The organism is Blautia acetigignens (genome assembly GCF_025566865.1).
In the GTDB taxonomy this organism is placed as follows: Bacteria; Bacillota; Clostridia; order Lachnospirales; family Lachnospiraceae; genus Blautia_A; species Blautia_A acetigignens.
Map to the genome: position 1 here is coordinate 86541 of NZ_JAOQJM010000004.1, position 16125 is coordinate 102665.

The 16125-nt window shown below is 47.7% G+C and carries 13 protein-coding genes and 1 pseudogene; 2 read left to right on the plus strand and 12 right to left on the minus strand.

Going from position 1 to position 16125, the window contains the following annotated elements; all coding sequences use genetic code 11:
* Positions 1 to 69: 69 nt before the first annotated feature.
* The 5 genes from OCV70_RS06965 to OCV70_RS06985 form a co-directional block, all read right to left on the minus strand.
* A complete protein-coding gene (locus OCV70_RS06965) occupies positions 70 to 1554 on the minus strand; it encodes a L,D-transpeptidase family protein (RefSeq protein WP_195587335.1) in 1485 nt (494 codons plus the stop codon).
* A gap of 19 nt (positions 1555 to 1573) precedes the next feature.
* Positions 1574 to 2428 (minus strand): YitT family protein, encoded by an 855-nt coding sequence (locus OCV70_RS06970; RefSeq protein WP_021926972.1) that lies wholly within the window; start codon positions 2426 to 2428, stop codon positions 1574 to 1576.
* 6 nt (positions 2429 to 2434) lie between these two features.
* On the minus strand, positions 2435 to 3691 hold the full coding sequence (locus OCV70_RS06975; RefSeq protein WP_202031092.1) for a DNA polymerase Y family protein: 1257 nt from the start codon (positions 3689 to 3691) through the stop codon (positions 2435 to 2437).
* 138 nt (positions 3692 to 3829) lie between these two features.
* Entirely contained in the window at positions 3830 to 6760 is a 2931-nt protein-coding gene (locus OCV70_RS06980) for a TIR domain-containing protein (RefSeq protein WP_195587334.1), read from the minus strand.
* A gap of 1 nt (position 6761) precedes the next feature.
* Positions 6762 to 6974: a hypothetical protein gene (locus OCV70_RS06985; RefSeq protein WP_147342965.1), complete on the minus strand. Its 213-nt coding sequence runs from the start codon at positions 6972 to 6974 to the stop codon at positions 6762 to 6764.
* Positions 6975 to 7261: 287 nt separating this feature from the next.
* Here OCV70_RS06985 and OCV70_RS06990 point away from each other — a divergent pair, with 287 nt between their 5' ends.
* The gene (locus OCV70_RS06990) at positions 7262 to 8485 is read left to right on the plus strand and encodes a dicarboxylate/amino acid:cation symporter (RefSeq protein WP_021926975.1); all 1224 of its coding nucleotides are present in this window, start codon (positions 7262 to 7264) and stop codon (positions 8483 to 8485) included.
* Between the two features lie 206 nt (positions 8486 to 8691).
* Here the strand turns inward: OCV70_RS06990 and OCV70_RS06995 are convergent.
* Together OCV70_RS06995 and OCV70_RS07000 are read right to left on the minus strand one after the other, a co-directional pair.
* Positions 8692 to 9174, minus strand: a pseudogene (locus tag OCV70_RS06995) (iron-containing alcohol dehydrogenase); the annotation flags it as partial.
* A gap of 44 nt (positions 9175 to 9218) precedes the next feature.
* Complete coding sequence (locus tag OCV70_RS07000) at positions 9219 to 10454, minus strand: galactokinase (RefSeq protein WP_021926977.1); 1236 nt, start codon at positions 10452 to 10454, stop codon at positions 9219 to 9221.
* 297 nt (positions 10455 to 10751) lie between these two features.
* On the opposite strand from OCV70_RS07000, the gene OCV70_RS07005 reads away from it, so the two are divergent.
* Positions 10752 to 11633: an AraC family transcriptional regulator gene (locus tag OCV70_RS07005; protein WP_186901306.1), complete on the plus strand. Its 882-nt coding sequence runs from the start codon at positions 10752 to 10754 to the stop codon at positions 11631 to 11633.
* Positions 11634 to 11769: 136 nt separating this feature from the next.
* Here OCV70_RS07005 and OCV70_RS07010 read toward each other — a convergent pair whose 3' ends face one another.
* From OCV70_RS07010 to OCV70_RS07030, 5 genes are all read right to left on the minus strand, one after another.
* Positions 11770 to 11904 (minus strand): hypothetical protein, encoded by a 135-nt coding sequence (locus OCV70_RS07010; RefSeq protein ID WP_262579476.1) that lies wholly within the window; start codon positions 11902 to 11904, stop codon positions 11770 to 11772.
* 125 nt (positions 11905 to 12029) lie between these two features.
* Entirely contained in the window at positions 12030 to 12566 is a 537-nt protein-coding gene (locus tag OCV70_RS07015; protein ID WP_021926979.1) for a hypothetical protein, read from the minus strand.
* 177 nt (positions 12567 to 12743) lie between these two features.
* Entirely contained in the window at positions 12744 to 13814 is a 1071-nt protein-coding gene (locus OCV70_RS07020) for a hypothetical protein (protein WP_173767487.1), read from the minus strand.
* A 50-nt stretch (positions 13815 to 13864) separates the two neighbouring features.
* The gene (locus OCV70_RS07025; RefSeq protein ID WP_195587333.1) at positions 13865 to 15604 is read right to left on the minus strand and encodes a helix-turn-helix domain-containing protein; all 1740 of its coding nucleotides are present in this window, start codon (positions 15602 to 15604) and stop codon (positions 13865 to 13867) included.
* Positions 15601 to 16056 carry a hypothetical protein gene (locus OCV70_RS07030; protein ID WP_195587332.1) on the minus strand — a complete coding sequence of 152 codons (456 nt, stop codon included), beginning with the start codon at positions 16054 to 16056 and terminating at the stop codon, positions 15601 to 15603. Before OCV70_RS07030 ends, OCV70_RS07025 begins: the two co-directional genes overlap by 4 nt.
* Positions 16057 to 16125: the final 69 nt, after the last annotated feature.

The following is a 16125-nucleotide window of genomic DNA, read 5'->3' on the forward strand; positions in this document are numbered from 1 at the left end:
CATAGTTAAAATAAGTTGTCAATTTATATTTGTTCATTTCGTTGTTAAATTTAAGTAAATTGATGCAATTTAATACAAAATAATGGGATACCCGCCCTCTATGGTGTTATAAATAATCGAAGCCTCATCTGGCGGAAGGTTTACGCAGCCGTGGCTGCCTCGGGTTTTATATGCGTCACCGCCGAAGGAGGACTGCCAGCTTGCATCATGGAGACCCTGGCCGTAGACGAAGGGCATCCAGTACTGCACGGTTGTCTCGTATCCATACTCCTCACTGGAAAGGGTGAAGGGGCTTGCCTTGTAGGCGATGGGGTAAGCGCCTGTGTAGGTGGCACGCTCCGGTGTAGGAAGGCCGCTGATGATGTCCGTTTCCGTAACCAGCGCGCCATCCTTGTACAGCCACAAATGCTGCTGAGACAGACTGACCTCAATATAGCTTCCGTTCAGATCATCGGTTCCATTTCGTGACAAACCAGCCTTCTCATAAACAGGCTCACGGGTAACGGCTTCTCCGCTCTTTAAATCTGTAAGGATCTGCTGGACTTCCCCACTCTGGTCGATCCGATAGCCATATTCATTGTTGCTCACTTCTATGACGCCACCGCTTGTGGTCTGGAAAGATCTTGGTACATAAATGGTATTATATTTTCCAGCCAGGTTCTCCACGTAGGACTGAACCTGTGCCTCATCCACGGTAATCCCGTCGTCTGAAATCTGCAGCCAGGCTCCTGTGGTCTCCCCGTTCAGTACCTCCGTCACACTTCCAAAGGTGTAGGTAATGGAGGCATTTCTGTAATTGGAAAGAAGGGTGTTCAGCTCTGCTGCTTTTTCATTCAATTCTGTGGAATCTGCGGTTACCTCTGCTGTCTTGTAAAGGTTTTCGTTCACCTCTATCTGCAGATTATTTTTGAAAAAAGAATCGTCCAGGCTCTGGCCGACGTAGGCTTCTGTGTACTGTCTTAATTTTCCCTCATCGATCTGGTTTCCAAGCTGATCCTGAATTACCACGTAAGTGTCCTGCTGGCTGTCATACTGAATGCTCGCACTCTGGGAGGCAACTCTCTCACCGCTTCCGGAAAAATTCCCTTCCGTTAACGCATCTGAAAACTTCTGGTCATCCCTCTGCACATTTAAGGTCACCACATCATTCTCTCTTCCACGAAAAAGCTTCCAGTTCTGTTGGTGTTCCTCCATAATCTGTTCCAGTTGGGAAAGCAGATCCGCCTGGTCCAGGGAATAACCCAGGTTTCCAAGGGTGACGGTATATACCGTATTTCCATTTTCCACGTAGGTCAACTGCTTCGATTCGAAAGCAGAGCTTAAGGTCTCGCTGGCTTTTTCGGGAGTAAGACGGGAAACATTTGCTCCGTTGACGGTAATGTTTCCGCCCATTGTCTTTGTATTTACTACGATCTCATATGCGATCAGACCAATCACCAGAAGAACAAGGATTACAATACAGGCAGTAAGAACTCCCTTCAGTTTTTTCTTCTGATTCCGGGATCTCTTCCCGGATTCTTTAATCCCATTCTTTCTTTTTTTCTCTTTGCTCATATCTGCTCTCACCTGTCTCTCACATCTTCGGCTGATAGCGCATGTCTGAAACATTGTAAACCGTCACAAAAGCTTTCGGGTCTTCGTGGTTGATGAAGTTCATCAGCTTCTGATATTCGTTTTTGTCTACAATGGTGATGATCTCATTGCGCTTCTGCAAGTTGTACGCTCCAATAGACTCGTAAATCGTCGCGCCGCTGTGAAGATCCTCGATGATAAACCTTCGAAGCTCCTCCTCTTTCTTTGTGATAATGCAGACGCGCCGTTTGATATTGTGGTCGAAAATAAAGTGATCCAGCACCATGCCGTTGAAATACGTTCCCAGAATACTGAGCACCACCGTTTTCTTATCGTACACAAGTGCCGCGGAAAGTGCCACGCACATGCCGGAAAGGGACATGGCTTTGCCAAGCTCCATGTGCAGGTATTTGTTCATGATCTTTGCCACAATGTCCAGACCGCCGGAGGACGCATTCCGGTTAAACAAAATGCTAAGTCCTACGCTGACCACCAGGATGTAGCAGAGCACATCCAGTTCCTGGCTTCCGGTCATGGATTCAAAATCCGGGAAAATCCTTTCAAAAAGACCGATAAACAGCGGCAAAACAATGCTTGTATAAACGGTCTTAACTCCAAATTCCCTTCCGCAGGTAAAAAATCCGATGATCAGGAGCACCACGTTCAGGATCATGGTGATGGCAGACAAGGGCAGGGGAACAAAGTTGGACAGCACAATTCCAAGTCCGGAAATGCTGCTGACCGAGGTATGGCTTGGCACCAGGAAAAAATAAACTGCCGCCGCAATAATAGCCACTGCCCAGGTAAGAATCACAGTTTCTTTTATGATATTTTTGTAATCCAGTTGTTTTTTCATAGCTTTTTAGTCTTTCTTATCAGTTTTATTTCGCTTTTGGGTCTCATTCTCCATCTGCGCTTTTGCTTTCCGTCCCATGCCGGTGTTGCTGTTCATAATGCTGGCGCGGGTGATCTTGTCGTTGCCAAACTTCATGCGGATGGCATCCAAAGTAGCATCCAGCTTCTGGCGCTGCTCTTTTTTCTTCGTATCCTCAAACAACGACATCTGCTCAAAGCTCTCATCTGTCAGTCCGGTGAGAGCAACACCGATCAGTCGAAGGGGCTGCCCCTTCCAGAATTCCAGAAACAGCCTTCTGGCATTTTCGTAGATCTCATCGGTCACGTCCGTGGCACTGGAAAGGCTGGTCTGATGGGAACGGTTCTTGAAGTCCAGGGTACGGAAGGTGACGGAAATACAGCTGCATTTCTTCCCTTTCCGCCGCATGCGGGTAGCAACAATGTCGCACTGCTCCAGAAGAATGGGAAGCACCTGTTCCACGGAAACAATGTCGTCATTGAAGGTTTTCTCCACGCTGAAGCCCTTGCTCTCTTCTGCCTGGGCAAGCACCGGGGAATTGTCGATTCCTCTGGCATACTGGTAAAGCTGGCGCCCCGTCTTTTCTCCAAGCAAAGCCTGGATGGTGGATTCCTTCTCCCTGGCAAGCTCCCCGATGGTATGGATTCCGAAATCCTGCAGTTTTTTCTCGGAAGCTTTGCCAAGGAACAGAAGGTCCCGAATGGGAAGCGGCCACATTTTTTCCGGGATTTCCGCTGGGAAAAGGGTGTGTACCTTGTCCGGTTTCTCAAAGTCTGAGGCCATTTTGGCCAGCAGCTTGTTGGTAGAAATGCCCACGTTTACCGTAAAACCAAGCTCTTCATGAATCTTGTCCTTAATCTGGTGCGCAGTTGCAATGGGATCCGGATAGATCAGGGAAGTGCCCGTCATATCCAGAAACACTTCATCAATGGAAAAGGATTCCACCACAGGGGCATAGTCCCTGCAAATCGCCTTAAATGCCAGGGAATTCTCTGTATAAAGGCGAAAATCACTGGGAACCACCACAAGATTGGGGCATTTCCGAAGAGCCATGGCCATAGGCTCCCCGGTCTGAATGCCGTACTTCTTGGCGGGAATGGATTTGGCAACCACGATTCCCGTGCGCTGCTTTGGATCTCCGCCCACCACAGAAGGGATTTCCCGCAGATCCGGAAGCCCTTCCTTCACTCGTTTCGCCGCCTCCCAGGAGAGGAAGGCACTGTTTACATCTACATGGAAAATCAACCGTTCTATAGGGAATCACCTCCTGCTGCGCGGCTTAAATCCTGCTACAAACATTTCTGCAATCTGCCCGCCTCACTTTGCAATATCATTCACACAAATGAAAGCAATACAGACGTCAGAAATCATCAGCCTTATCGCTTAATCACAATGATAAGCCGCCTTCTGCTCCTCCGTCAGGCCCTCGCCGTTCAGGAATTCCTTACCATTTGCATAAGTTTCATCCATGGAAAGGAACGGTACTCCGTAAATAGTATCCACACCGTCGAAGATCAGCACCTCGCCCTTTTCGTTCATTCCAAGACCGCCTTTGATTCTGGCGATTGGGGAGGATGGCTCTTCCCTGCTGTATACGTCCAGTCTGGTCTCTCCGTTGTCAGAAAGGTAAAGAGCTGTGAAATAAGGCTGTCCTTCCGGTGCATCAAAGGTATACAAAGTATTGGCCTCAGAAATGGTCAGGATCACTTCTCCTGTGGAGGTATCTACCACATAAGCCCCCTTATCACTGCTGCAAAGGAAGGCATATCCGCCGTTTACACACTCCATCCAGGAAAATTCCCCAAGATCCATTCGGGCAATCTCTTTTTTTTCCGCGAAATTGTAGAGAACATAATCGGTTTCTCCGGCAGGCTGGTACAGCACGTAATCTGCTTCCCCACTGCTGCTTGCGCCCGTTTCTTCCACAGACAGAACTTCCTTTCGATCCGGATCCAGAACCACCAGCGTACTGGTATCACCGCCGTCGTTTCTTTCTTCTACCAGATAACCGTCCTTGGAAATAAATGCCATGATACAGTCTTCCGGTACTTCTTCTGTATAAACCGGCTCCACCTCATCTGCGGACTTATCTGTCTTATCATAGCTGTATTTTTTCATAACACCGTCTTCTACCATATAGGCAGCATCTGTCTCAAGGTTGCCGCCTACTCCGTCCGGAAGATCTGTAAGCAGTTCTCCGGTTTCCCCATCATAGACGCTGATGGTTCCGTCCAGATTGTCACAGCTGACCAGATTATCATTGATAACATTCATATAGGAAACTTCGTTGTCAAACTCAGCTCCGTTCATGGTGGACAGATTTACCATGTAGGAGTTGTCTGTACAGTTCACGGCCAGCATCCTCTCACGGCGGATCAGATGTGCCACCTTTTCGTTGGAACGCTTCTTCATGGAAGCGGTTTGGGAGGTACTGCGGTTATTTTTCTGATAAATACGGAATTCATAATCGTTGTAGGTATAGGTTACCGCATAGGTATCTCCTATGCAGATTTCCGAACACTCCTTGCCGTCTCCAGCAAGGCTTCCGATCCGGTATGGATCCTTTGTAAAATCCACATATTCCAGGGTTCCGTCAGAGTCGCTGACAGCAAAGGCCGTATTTTTTTTGCCGTCTCCTGTATAGACAACATCTGCAATATTTCTGGCGGCACTATAAGTTTTCTCAACCTCTCCGGTTTCCATGGAAGCACAGTTCAGCTGGTTTCCATCACGGAAATAGATCAGTCCCCGGCGGGAATCTGCATAACAGATGTCGGTCTCGATCTTACTTGTGGTTTTGTGAACCTGGTTCTGATCCATATCCACATATCCATAAAGCTCGTCTCCTCCATAGGTGAAAAACAGCTTGTTTCCGCACCATGAGCTGTCATTGAATACACAGTTTTCATATTTCACATCGTCCAGATATTTCACTGTATTTCCAGTATTGGTATTAATAATATAAAGATTGTTCTGTTCGTTGTTATCCTCATCCACAACTTCTGCGACGGCTGCATACCTGCCGTCATCACTCATTCCGAAAAATACGGCTTCCCCATTCTCCCAGCTGCACTCAGAAAGCAGCGTTCCATCTGCGGTATAGACGGTCAGGCTGTTTTCCTCTATATTAAACACACTGACTCTGTAACCATCGGCACTTGCGCTGACAGTCATGCCATAGGCGCCCTCCCAGAGCACCTCCATCGTGTTCATGTCAATGACCTGGAGTCCCTCTTTGCCGGCAATGGCGCAGCGGTGATCCCCGAAAAAGGCAACCTTGGAGTTACAGCTGCGGTATCCGTTGTAATCCGGGTTTACCGGAAAATCTGCCACAACCTTTCCAGCGGCAATGTCATAGAAATGAAGGGTATAATCTGAGGAGCTTACAAGGTCAATATAGGCAATGTAATCATCATACGGGCTGACCAGCACCGCATCCATGGTCTGGGTCTTCACATTGCTTCTCGCCGCGTATCCCTTCTGGTAATCGTAGGTTTGCAAAGCATTGGTAAGGGAAGCCATAGCCGCGCCCTCAAAAGGACGATCATCTCCTAAATCCTCCGGAAGTCCTTCCATGGCAAGCATGGCTGCCAGCTTCAGGTTATCCGAAGAATAAGCGGTATCCGAATACTCTGCCAGCAGATAGGACTGGGCAGACTGGGTCTTCTGCACCTGTTTCTGCAGCTTCTGGTTCTCCCTTACAGACATGGCAAGGAAAGCACAGACAACAGCAAAGCTGACGCCGCCGGCTGCAATGCCTCGCTGGAGCTGGCGCTGCCGTTCTCTTTGACGGAGCTGGTCGAACTCGCAGTGCAGCATGGCTGCCACAATACGCAGCTGCTCCACTCTCATCTTGTGCTTTTGCTTTGCCGGCGTCTCGCCGCGCACATCTGCAGCCAGAGACTCTACCTCAACTTCCTGTCCGTTGATCACCGGATGGGTGATGGCATAGGGAAAGCTGTCCACAGGTTCCCCTTCTGCAAGCACCGCAATAATATGATCACTGCCCCGAAGCTTCTGGAACAGCTCGATCTCACGCATGCACCACTTGGATTCCTGAAGCCTTGGGGTACAGATCACAATGAGAAACTCAGACTGTCCAAGGGCCTCCTCAATATTGTTGTACAGACTGCTGGAGCTTGGCAGCTCGTCCACATCACGGAAGATCCTGCCTACCTTTTTTCGTCCAAGCTTGGCTGCCAGCTTCGCCGGAACACGGTAATTTTCCAGCATATTATGAAGGGTCTTTGCCGCAAACTCGTCATTTCCGCCGTGCCTGTAGCTGATAAAGGCCGTATATTTCCAGTTTCCCATTTTATTCGCACCTCTCATAGCTTCGTAAAAATACAGATTTCTCGATGGTATAAACATCCGAAAGGTCATCCTCCCGGACTGCAATGTAATCGCCCTTGGCACCTTTTAAATATTTGTATTTGTCCCACTGGGTGAACACCTTGGCAGAGGCCTGAAGCTCCCTGGCGTAAATATGGTACTTGCTCCTGGCCTGGCAGGTTCTGATGTATGGCACCAGCTGGTAGGCTTCCGGAAAACATCAGGAAAATTGCTGTCACGAAATTCCTGCTATCCTCCAGCAGTTCTGTTTTATTTCAGTATAGCACGCATGTGTGAAATATGTCCAGTTTCTTCTGCTTATTTCGACGTTTTTCCCCTGTCTGTACCTGTGAAAATACATTCTTAGCCCGTCTGCTGCTTCGTAATGTATTTGTAACACATCAGTTTTATTACTGTAACATATAGAATGTGAGATTATGGTAAAATGTTGAAATATTCTGGGTTATTTTAAGGAGGGAACAAATGAAGAGTTTTTATGCGTGGTATAAGAAACATATCACAACCGCAATTTTTACCGGGCTGATCCTTGGTATTCTCACCGGACTTTTTCTGGCGAACCGCTTCGAGCCTGTACTGACTGTTACCAGCCTGATTGGAAGCATCTACATGAACGCCCTGAACATGATGATCTTCCCGCTGGTATTCTGTTCCATTATTATGGGTATCACCAGTATTGGAAGTGCCCGCACCACTGGTAAGATCACTGCAGGTGCCATGATCTTTTTCCTGTGCACCACTGCCCTTGCCAGCCTGGCAGGACTGATCATCCCGCGACTGATCAACCTTGGCAAGAACGTTAAGTTTGAGATGGCAACCTCTGACATTCAGGCTACAGAGATGACCAGCATTCTGGATACCATCAAGAACCTGATCCCGTCCAATCCGGTGGCTGCTTTTGCCAACGGAAACATGCTTCAGGTCCTGGTGTTTGCCGTGATCGTAGGCTTCACCCTGATCGCCATCGGGGAAAAGGGAGCGGCCCTTCTGAAGGTGATCGACTCCTGCAATGAGGTATGTCTGAAGGTCATCAGCACAGTTATGTATTTTACCCCAATCGGTGTCTTCTGTACTATCGTTCCGGTTGTGGAGGCCAACGGTACCGAGACTATTATCTCACTGGCTACCCAGCTTGTAATCCTGTACCTTGCATTCTTTGGATTTGCCTTTATTGTGTACGGCGGCGCTGTGAGGTTCATCGGTAAGGAAAGTCCGGTGAAGTTCTTTAAGGCAATGCTTCCGGCTGCGTTAAACGCATTTGGAACCTGCTCCAGTTCTGCTACCATCCCGATCAGCAAGCAGTGCATGGAGGATGAGATGGGCGTCTCCAACAAGATCACCAGTATTGCCATTCCTCTTGGCGCTACCGTAAACATGGACGCGGTTTCCATTCTCATGTCCTTTATGATCATGTTCTTTGCAAATGCCTGCGGAATCAATGTGAGCATTTCCATGATGATCGTGATCCTTCTGGCCAACGTGCTTCTGTCTGTGGGAACACCGGGAATCCCAGGAGGCGCCATTGCTTCCTTCGCAGCCCTTGCCACCATGGCAGGTCTTCCGGCAGGCGTTATGGGCGTGTACATCAGCATCAATACCCTTTGCGATATGGGTGCTACTTGCGTCAATGTTATTGGTGATATGGCAGGCTGCGTAGTTCTGAAAGAAAAGATCAAGCTGGACGAATAATCCGGCGGTGCCTTTTCCAAATACCAGCATTTTACACAAAAAGCTGTAAAAGCTTCTGGATGATAAGTCACACATAAGATATGAACTTATCATCCGGATTTACTTTTACAGCTTTTTTATTTGCCCAGATATTCAGGCACTTCTTACATAATCTTTCTGAACAGAGCAGTCAGGTCTTCTACGCTTGCGTCTTTCGGGTTTCCTGGTGCGCAGGCAACGCCGTGAGGAGTATCATAGACAGCACCTAAGGTGTGTGCCATGGAGTGTGCGATTCCAAGTCCTACGTTAGAGAAGCCCATTCCTGCAATGTACTGTCCAAGAGCCATGCCCTCACGTCCCTCTTTGGTGTTTTCAACAGCACCTCTTAAGGATTTGGAGATCAGTTCGATGGCTTTGAGATGGAACATATCTGTCATTTCCCATGCAGCTTTTGTGGTGTATCCCTCGATGGCATGTGTCAGGGCATCCATACCTGTGGATGCGGTAAGTCCTTTTGGCATGGAGGACATCATCTCAGGGTCAACAACTGCGATGATCGGCATGTCATGAGGATCTACACATACGAATTTTCTCTTTCTCTCAACATCTGTGATAACGTAGTTGATGGTAACCTCAGCTGCAGTACCTGCTGTAGTTGGAACTGCAATAATCGGAACGCACGGATTCTTGGTAGGTGCGGTTCCCTCAAGGATTTGGCTTTTTCGCCTTTTTCAGGTTTGAATTCACTCATTTCTCAACCGATATGGGCTGCGCCTACGGCACGGATGTCCATTGGATATACATTGTCTCTGCCTACATACTGAGCAATATACTCTACATAATTGTCCATCTCTTTTTCCGGAACGATGGCTGCGATAACGCCTGCGAATCCGCCGCCGTGTACTCGGCAGATACCGCCGCCGATCTTGTTCAGGAACAGCTGGGTCAGGGCAAGTACAAGAGGGATCTTCTGCTCGTGGCAGTCCTTAATGCAGTAGCAGTTCTGAAGCAGCTCCCAGGAAGATCTTCCGGACTCATCCATCAGCTTCAGGAATTCCTGGTAGTTCTCCTCTCCGATGGCATCGGCTGCGCGCTCTACGCGGGAGGTCTCTTCGAAGAAATGGATGGCACGAAGGATGGCTCTGTCGTCCTTGATCTCATTGACATGTGCAAGAAGATTCTCAAGGGTGGTCTCATGAAGAAGCTCTGCGCCAAGTACCTTGGCTGCTGCTTTCATCTCTCCCGGAATCTCAGAGTACTCCTGGCTCAGGTCTGCATGGCCTTTTCCTGTGTTTACGATTACCAGCTTGTGGCCGAATTTTCCAAAGGAGAAATCAAGCTTGCTGTATTTCAGGTCGTTTCGGTCTGCGAAGTCAAAAAGAACCGGTCCGCCTACTGCGCATGCCATCTGATCCATCATTCCGGATGCCTTGTCCCAGTAAACATTCTCAGCGTACTGGCCGATCTTTGCATAGTCGGTGTAGGTCATCTTGCTGTCGTTGAAGAAATAGTCGATGATAACCATGATCAGCATCTCAAAGGATGCGGAGGAGCTTACGCCTGCTGCTGCGATTACGTTGGTGCTTACATAAGCATCGAATCCGGCTGTCTTGAAGCCGTTTTTCTTCGCGCCTTCCATCATTCCTGCAAGGAGGGCGAAGGTTCCTTTCGGGTAGTTGGCTCTGCTGATGCGGTCAAGGTCTACTACGATCTCGTCTCTGTAGCCTTCGCTGGTGATGTGGATCACATTGGTGCCGTTTGGTGCTGCAGCGCCGATGGTGTCAAGGTTGATGCTTCCTGCGATTACCTTGCCACCGTTATGGTCTACATGGTTTCCGATAATCTCGGTTCTTCCCGGAGAAGTGAAGAAATCTGCATGGTCATGCTTGTAGATCTTGGCAAATTTCTCTGCAAGATTCTGGAAGCGTTCAGTACATTTCTCGGTTTCTCCGTAGATTTTCTCAAAGCTTGCTTTTTCTGGTAAGTTCATAGGGATTCTCCTTCTTTATGATATTATGTGTAAATAATATAATTAGGTTGATATGGTATCTCTTATGTAATATATCTCTTATTATATCGCATCCAATATGGAATACCTTAAATAATTTGCGCAGTATCAGTAATATCTTGCGTTTTTAAGACTTTATAGTGTATAATACAAGTACTTTACAGGTAAATTTATGCGATTCATCACTGTTCACTCTGTGTCCGGCAACAGGCTCTAGGCACACTGCCAGTAAACAATCGCTGCGCTTTTACAATGTATTAAAAAAGAAAGGCACACACCATGGCGCAGATCATCACCAACCAGTTTCAAAAAGAATTAAAACAGCACGGCAGCGAGCATTTCCCCTTCCTGGTAAGCTACCAGAAGCTTTCTGAATATGAATCCGGGGCTTTCATGTGGCACTGGCATCCCGAGATCGAAATCACCTATGTGCAGACCGGCTCCATGTGCTACAAGGTGAACAACCTAACCTACCATCTGAAAGAAGGGGATATCGTGTTCAACAATTCCAATGCCCTGCACTCCGGTGCCATGGAAAACCACCAGGACTGCTCCTACATTCCGGTGACCTTCGACCCCAGGCTGATCTACGGATTTTTCCAAAGCACCATAAACAGCAAATATGTGGACCCGGTGATCCAGGATCCCCGCCTGCCTGCTGTCTGCATTGATCAGAGCGAAACCTGGCACAGTGCATTCCGGGAGCATCTTCTTGCAATTATTTCCCTGGATCAGAAAAAGCCGGAATTTTATGAGCTGGATATCACCATTCATCTGCAGATGATGTGGCGGCTGCTTCTCTCCCACATTACCTACGAACCCCAGGACACCCAGGAAAACAGTCCGGATTACGACCGGCTTAAGAAGATCCTTTCCTATATTGAGGAAAACTACAGCCACCCCATTACCCTGAAAGACATTTCCGGGCACATCCACCTTTGTGAAAGTGAATGTACCCGGCTGTTTAAGCGGCACATGAATACCACCTTATTTACTTATCTTCAGGAATACCGCATTGAGCGAAGTCTGGAGGATCTCTGCAAAGGAACGCAAATCAGCATCGTGGCAGAAAACGCAGGCTTCTCCGATTCTAATTATTACTCCAAGGTTTTCGCCAAGGTAAAGGGTTGCAGCCCCCGAGAATATAGGAAACGGCAATAAAACAGTTCAAAAATGCCCGTTTTTTACGAAAACAAAATTTTTCCCAGCTTTTCCTTTTTCCAAATCTTCTTTCCCTCCTGAAAAAGCTGAAGATACTCTAACTTGCGCTGTACGGTTTCTGCGATCTGGCTGGCTCTTATTTCCGGCATTCGTCAAATACAGGTGCCATTTTTATCAGCTTATGTCTGTCACTGCTGTACAAAAAGCCAAAATTATTATAATGCCTGTCTGTGTTGCTGGAATAAGCAACCCCAACGTAAGGCAGTTTCATAGTCCCCTGTACTCTGCCCCACGTTTCAGCAAATATAAAAAGCCGTTTGCAGTGCTGTACTTCTAGAAAAATATAGCAGTGCAAAACGGCTTTTTTGTTTAAGAGAAAAAAATGATTTGTATTTATCAGGTGAGGCTTACGGAGGTCAGGATCGAGCAGATCGTATCCACGTTAGCCGCGTATCCCACGCCTGTTACGCAGAACAGGTACTGCCTGTTGGTGGGATGGAAAAACATGATAGCGCTGCAGTCGCTTTCCTCGATCCGGTAGGAAACGCAGGGGATTCCGTTGATGGAAACGATATCGTCCACCTGGTACCCTCCCTGTCCGATGGCAGCGGCAACCTCTTCAATGGTCTCGGCTCCGTCGCTGTAAGCCCACACTACGGAAATTCCAGGCGCAGTCTCAGCACCGGAAGAATCTCCTGCAATATAAAGCACACCCTGCTGGCTCTGCTCTTCCGTCACATTGTACACATCCCAGTCACTTGGCAGATACAGCTGAAAACCATCCTCAAAAGGAACCCAGGTTCCCGCATATCCCACAGTGTCCTGAGAAAACGTGATGCTTCCCATCTGTGTACCATCCCCACTGCCGTCAGAAGAATCTGCACCTGTCTGCCCATCCTCCACGCTGGAGGAAACACCGCCGATATTTCCCACAGTACCGCCGGAAGCAGTGTCATTTCCTGCTCCGCCCTGCTTTAGTACATCGCTTACAGTGCTTTCAATATCTTCTATGGGGTCTGAGGCAGCTGTATCTGAGGTTACAGAACGGGTACTATCTACATGCTTTGTGTAGTCACTGTCTCCACCTGCAAGATGGGCAAAGCTTCCTGCTTACCCTGCCCATCTTACAGAGTGCAGCATTGCCTGCACCGTATCGTTATTACGCACATCTCCTCCTGTAAGATAGACCACTTCCATTACCGAATCGCTCTGGTCCATAAATACGATTCCGTAATCGTCTTCATTGGAAAAGAAGGCGCAGGGGATGTCATTGATGGTTTCTGTTTTTTCTACGGTATAGCCTTGCTGAGCCATGGCATCCTGTGCCACCTCAAATAAAGAACTGTAATTGCCCTCGGCAAGCTCCGCGTCGATTTCCTCCTGGGTGTAACCATCTGTCAGATTCATGGACATAGCAACCAGGATGGCATTCTGGTCGGAGGACATTGCGGCGAAGTAAATATCGTTTGCCTGATCTTCCTCGTCCAAATCCACAGATTCCCAATCCGATGGAAGATACAGCTCAAATTCCCCTCTCACCTGAACCCAGCTTCCTGTGTATCCCGCCTGGGACTCCTGGAAATCAGAGGTGTCAGAACTTCCATTTCCTCCCGGAATCCCCGGTACAGTTGTGGCAGCTCCAATGTCTGCAGAGCTTCCAGATGCAGGAACCCCCACAGGTGCCCCCTCACTTAACATATAAGCATTCTGCTTCACAAAATCAATTTCTGCGTTCATCTGCTGAAATTCGGCGGCCACGGCTTCGTCCTCTGTGTAGGCCTGGAAATCAGTGGGGAAGATCATGAAATAATTCATCACCGAATCCTCACTGAATCCGATATAGGTAAAATCCGGCAGCTCGGAAAAATCGTGATTGATGGTGCAGGACAAGGTAAACAGTTTGCCGCCGTCCTCCCCATATTTTTCCTGCCATTTCTCATGGCTTGCCTTGTGATAAAAGGCGGCAGAATTGTCCGTTGTCACAATTTCAAATTTCCCCTGCCAGTCAGCAGGAAGGGTAACTGCAACTTCCTCAAAATAATAGATCAGGGATCCGTCCGACAGCACGTTATCCGTATACGCCATCAGATCCTGGGAGCTGTCCGCCCCGTAAACATTGCCGGAAAACAGCATGGTTCCCATGCAAACTGCGGTAATTGTCTTTCTCCATGATTTTTTCATTTCTACACGCCTCCTTCATGTTATATGTTATATGTTATATGATATATGGATTAAATAAGCCCCTCATCCCGGATTGGAAGAACCACATTTTCCAGTGCATATCGCAGCTTGGGATGATGGATCACAAAGTGAATGGACGGTGCCTTATTCTTGGAAACCATGCACCATTTTTCCTGGTGACAGGTAATCTGGATATTATGAAAGCCCTTGACCTTTGTAAAAGAAAACTGATAGTTTTCATGCGTCCTGGCATATTCCTTTGCCGCTTCCACGCAGGTCATATATTCCTCATAGGTAAGCACAACATCCTTTTCCAGAAAACACTCTGCCAGCGGAAGCATCACCGGATATTTGTCATACTCCTCTTTTGTCACCTGGGACAGCTCATCCGAAACCGGGCTGTGAGCCAGTATGGTTTCCATCCGTTCACGCTCCCTGGCATATACTTTAAGAATTCTGGAGCACTTGGCTTTCTCCATCTGATTCTTCCCAAGAAGCTCTTTCAAAAGCTCCTCTGGCATTACAAACAGCGGCGGTGCTGCCAGAATCCTTCTGCGCCTGCCCTCCACGTGACTGTCCTTTTCCAGGAAATCGAAAAGACCTTCTCTTTTTTCCTCCCTGTAAATTTCCATCAGAAGATGTGCCTTTTTCAGCAGATATTCTGTGTTTTTCCTGCAGATCTCCACCTCTTCCCTGCGGCTGGTCAGATAATAGTGGGCGGTGTCATGGTGTCCGCTAATGCAGTCCCCTGTCATTGCCGCCTGACCTGAGGTGTAATGGAGATGGCAGTAGACCTTGTTCTGAATCCCCTTCAGATAATACGGGGAAATCTGCCCGGTCATATAAAGAGGAATCCAGTTTTCCAGCCCCAGCATCATGTCCTTCATAGGCCGCTCCACGTCATGGATAATGTGAATGTGAAGCCCTTTTTTCAGAACCATGGCAAGGCCAAACATATATTTCTTTGCAAATTTCTCATCCTGAGCCATGTCCTCCACAGGCATGTCGCAGCACAGATGCAGCGGCTCCATAGATTTAGATAATACTGTGTGCTTCAGAAAATCCAGCTCTCCCTCCCGCATTTCCTTCAGTCCATAGTATTGTCTGGAAACTGGAAGCTGGAAAGGTACCTTAGGTACCTTGAAGCTGTCAAAATGAATGGCCCGTATGTAATCATCCAGGTTAAATTCATCCATTTTCTGCAAAAAGCCGGATATGTAATCCATTGTCTCAAATTTTCCCACACAAAGCCAATTCTGCAAAAGGAGAAAGGAATTCTCCGGATGCGTCAGTGTCTCATTGTCACAGCCTGTCAGTGCAGCAATTTTGCTTAGCTCCTCCTGACCGGAAAAATTCCTTACAATATATCCGCATACATTTTCTGCAAAGCCCCGGACATCTGAGGGTGTTCTTTTTCCTGTTCGGATCTTGGAAATATAGGACGGATCATAGTGCAGGGCAGATGCCATTTTGGATACATTGATTTCCAGTTCCCGAAGAAGAATATCAAACTTTTGGTAATAAAAAATCTCTGTTTTTTCTTCCTGCTTCAAGGCTGCCAAAAGAGCCTCCAAAGCCCTTTCCTGATCTATTTTCTTTCCTTTTTGCTCTGCAGTCAGGGCAATTCCTGCTGCAAGCTTTTTCAGATAATCACTGTCTGCACCGGGAATACGTTCGCCCTTTCGGTATCGGCTGAGAATGGTTTCGGAAATACCGCTGTTTTTGGCAAGCTCCCTGCCGCTGCAGGAAAGCTCTTCCATATATAAATTCAACTGCTCCTGAAATGTCACCTTATACTAACCTCCTCCCAGAAAAGCTCTGCATTCTCCAAGTCATAAAGCTCTGTTTTACCCTGATTCCTCCATTCCAGGCTTTTGCCATTCAACTGAAAGGATACCGTTGTATTATTATCCGGAAAGAAAAAGGAAATGACATCATATTGATCCGTTACAAAAATGTCTGTCCTGTCACCAATCCGAATCTGAAGAAAGGCATCTACAGCTGTCCTGATTTCATCCGGGGAAGTAAGCTTCGTCACCGTTAACAATCCTTCCGTGTCCTTTCTGAATTCTATTTCGGAGGGCAGCACCTTTTGCATATCCTTCATCTGGCTGCTGCCAGGCACCTCATAAAGATAAGCTCCGGTGAGAGTGCTTTTTTCCTCTGGTAAGCTTTGAGAAGCCTTGCTTCCTGTCGTAATGCAGCACATAACTGCAAAAATGAAAAAAATGATCCGAGCCATTCTGGTGTCCTCCTTTCTTTGTACTTAGCAGGTAACTGCTCAATACCTTAATAGCTACTTTCAGTATAC

What these genes read in the sequence shown, in the direction of transcription:
- OCV70_RS07005 (WP_186901306.1), top strand. Translation starts at nt 10,752, where the DNA reads ATGGCGCAGATCATCACCAACCAGTTTCAAAAAGAATTAAAACAGCAC.
- OCV70_RS07020 (WP_173767487.1), bottom strand. Translation starts at nt 13,814, where the DNA reads ATGAAAAAATCATGGAGAAAGACAATTACCGCAGTTTGCATGGGAACC.
- OCV70_RS07000 (WP_021926977.1), bottom strand. Translation starts at nt 10,454, where the DNA reads ATGAACTTACCAGAAAAAGCAAGCTTTGAGAAAATCTACGGAGAAACC.
- OCV70_RS06980 (WP_195587334.1), bottom strand. Translation starts at nt 6,760, where the DNA reads ATGGGAAACTGGAAATATACGGCCTTTATCAGCTACAGGCACGGCGGA.
- OCV70_RS06970 (WP_021926972.1), bottom strand. Translation starts at nt 2,428, where the DNA reads ATGAAAAAACAACTGGATTACAAAAATATCATAAAAGAAACTGTGATT.
- OCV70_RS06990 (WP_021926975.1), top strand. Translation starts at nt 7,262, where the DNA reads ATGAAGAGTTTTTATGCGTGGTATAAGAAACATATCACAACCGCAATT.
- OCV70_RS06965 (WP_195587335.1), bottom strand. Translation starts at nt 1,554, where the DNA reads ATGAGCAAAGAGAAAAAAAGAAAGAATGGGATTAAAGAATCCGGGAAG.
- OCV70_RS07010 (WP_262579476.1), bottom strand. Translation starts at nt 11,904, where the DNA reads ATGAAACTGCCTTACGTTGGGGTTGCTTATTCCAGCAACACAGACAGG.
- OCV70_RS07030 (WP_195587332.1), bottom strand. Translation starts at nt 16,056, where the DNA reads ATGGCTCGGATCATTTTTTTCATTTTTGCAGTTATGTGCTGCATTACG.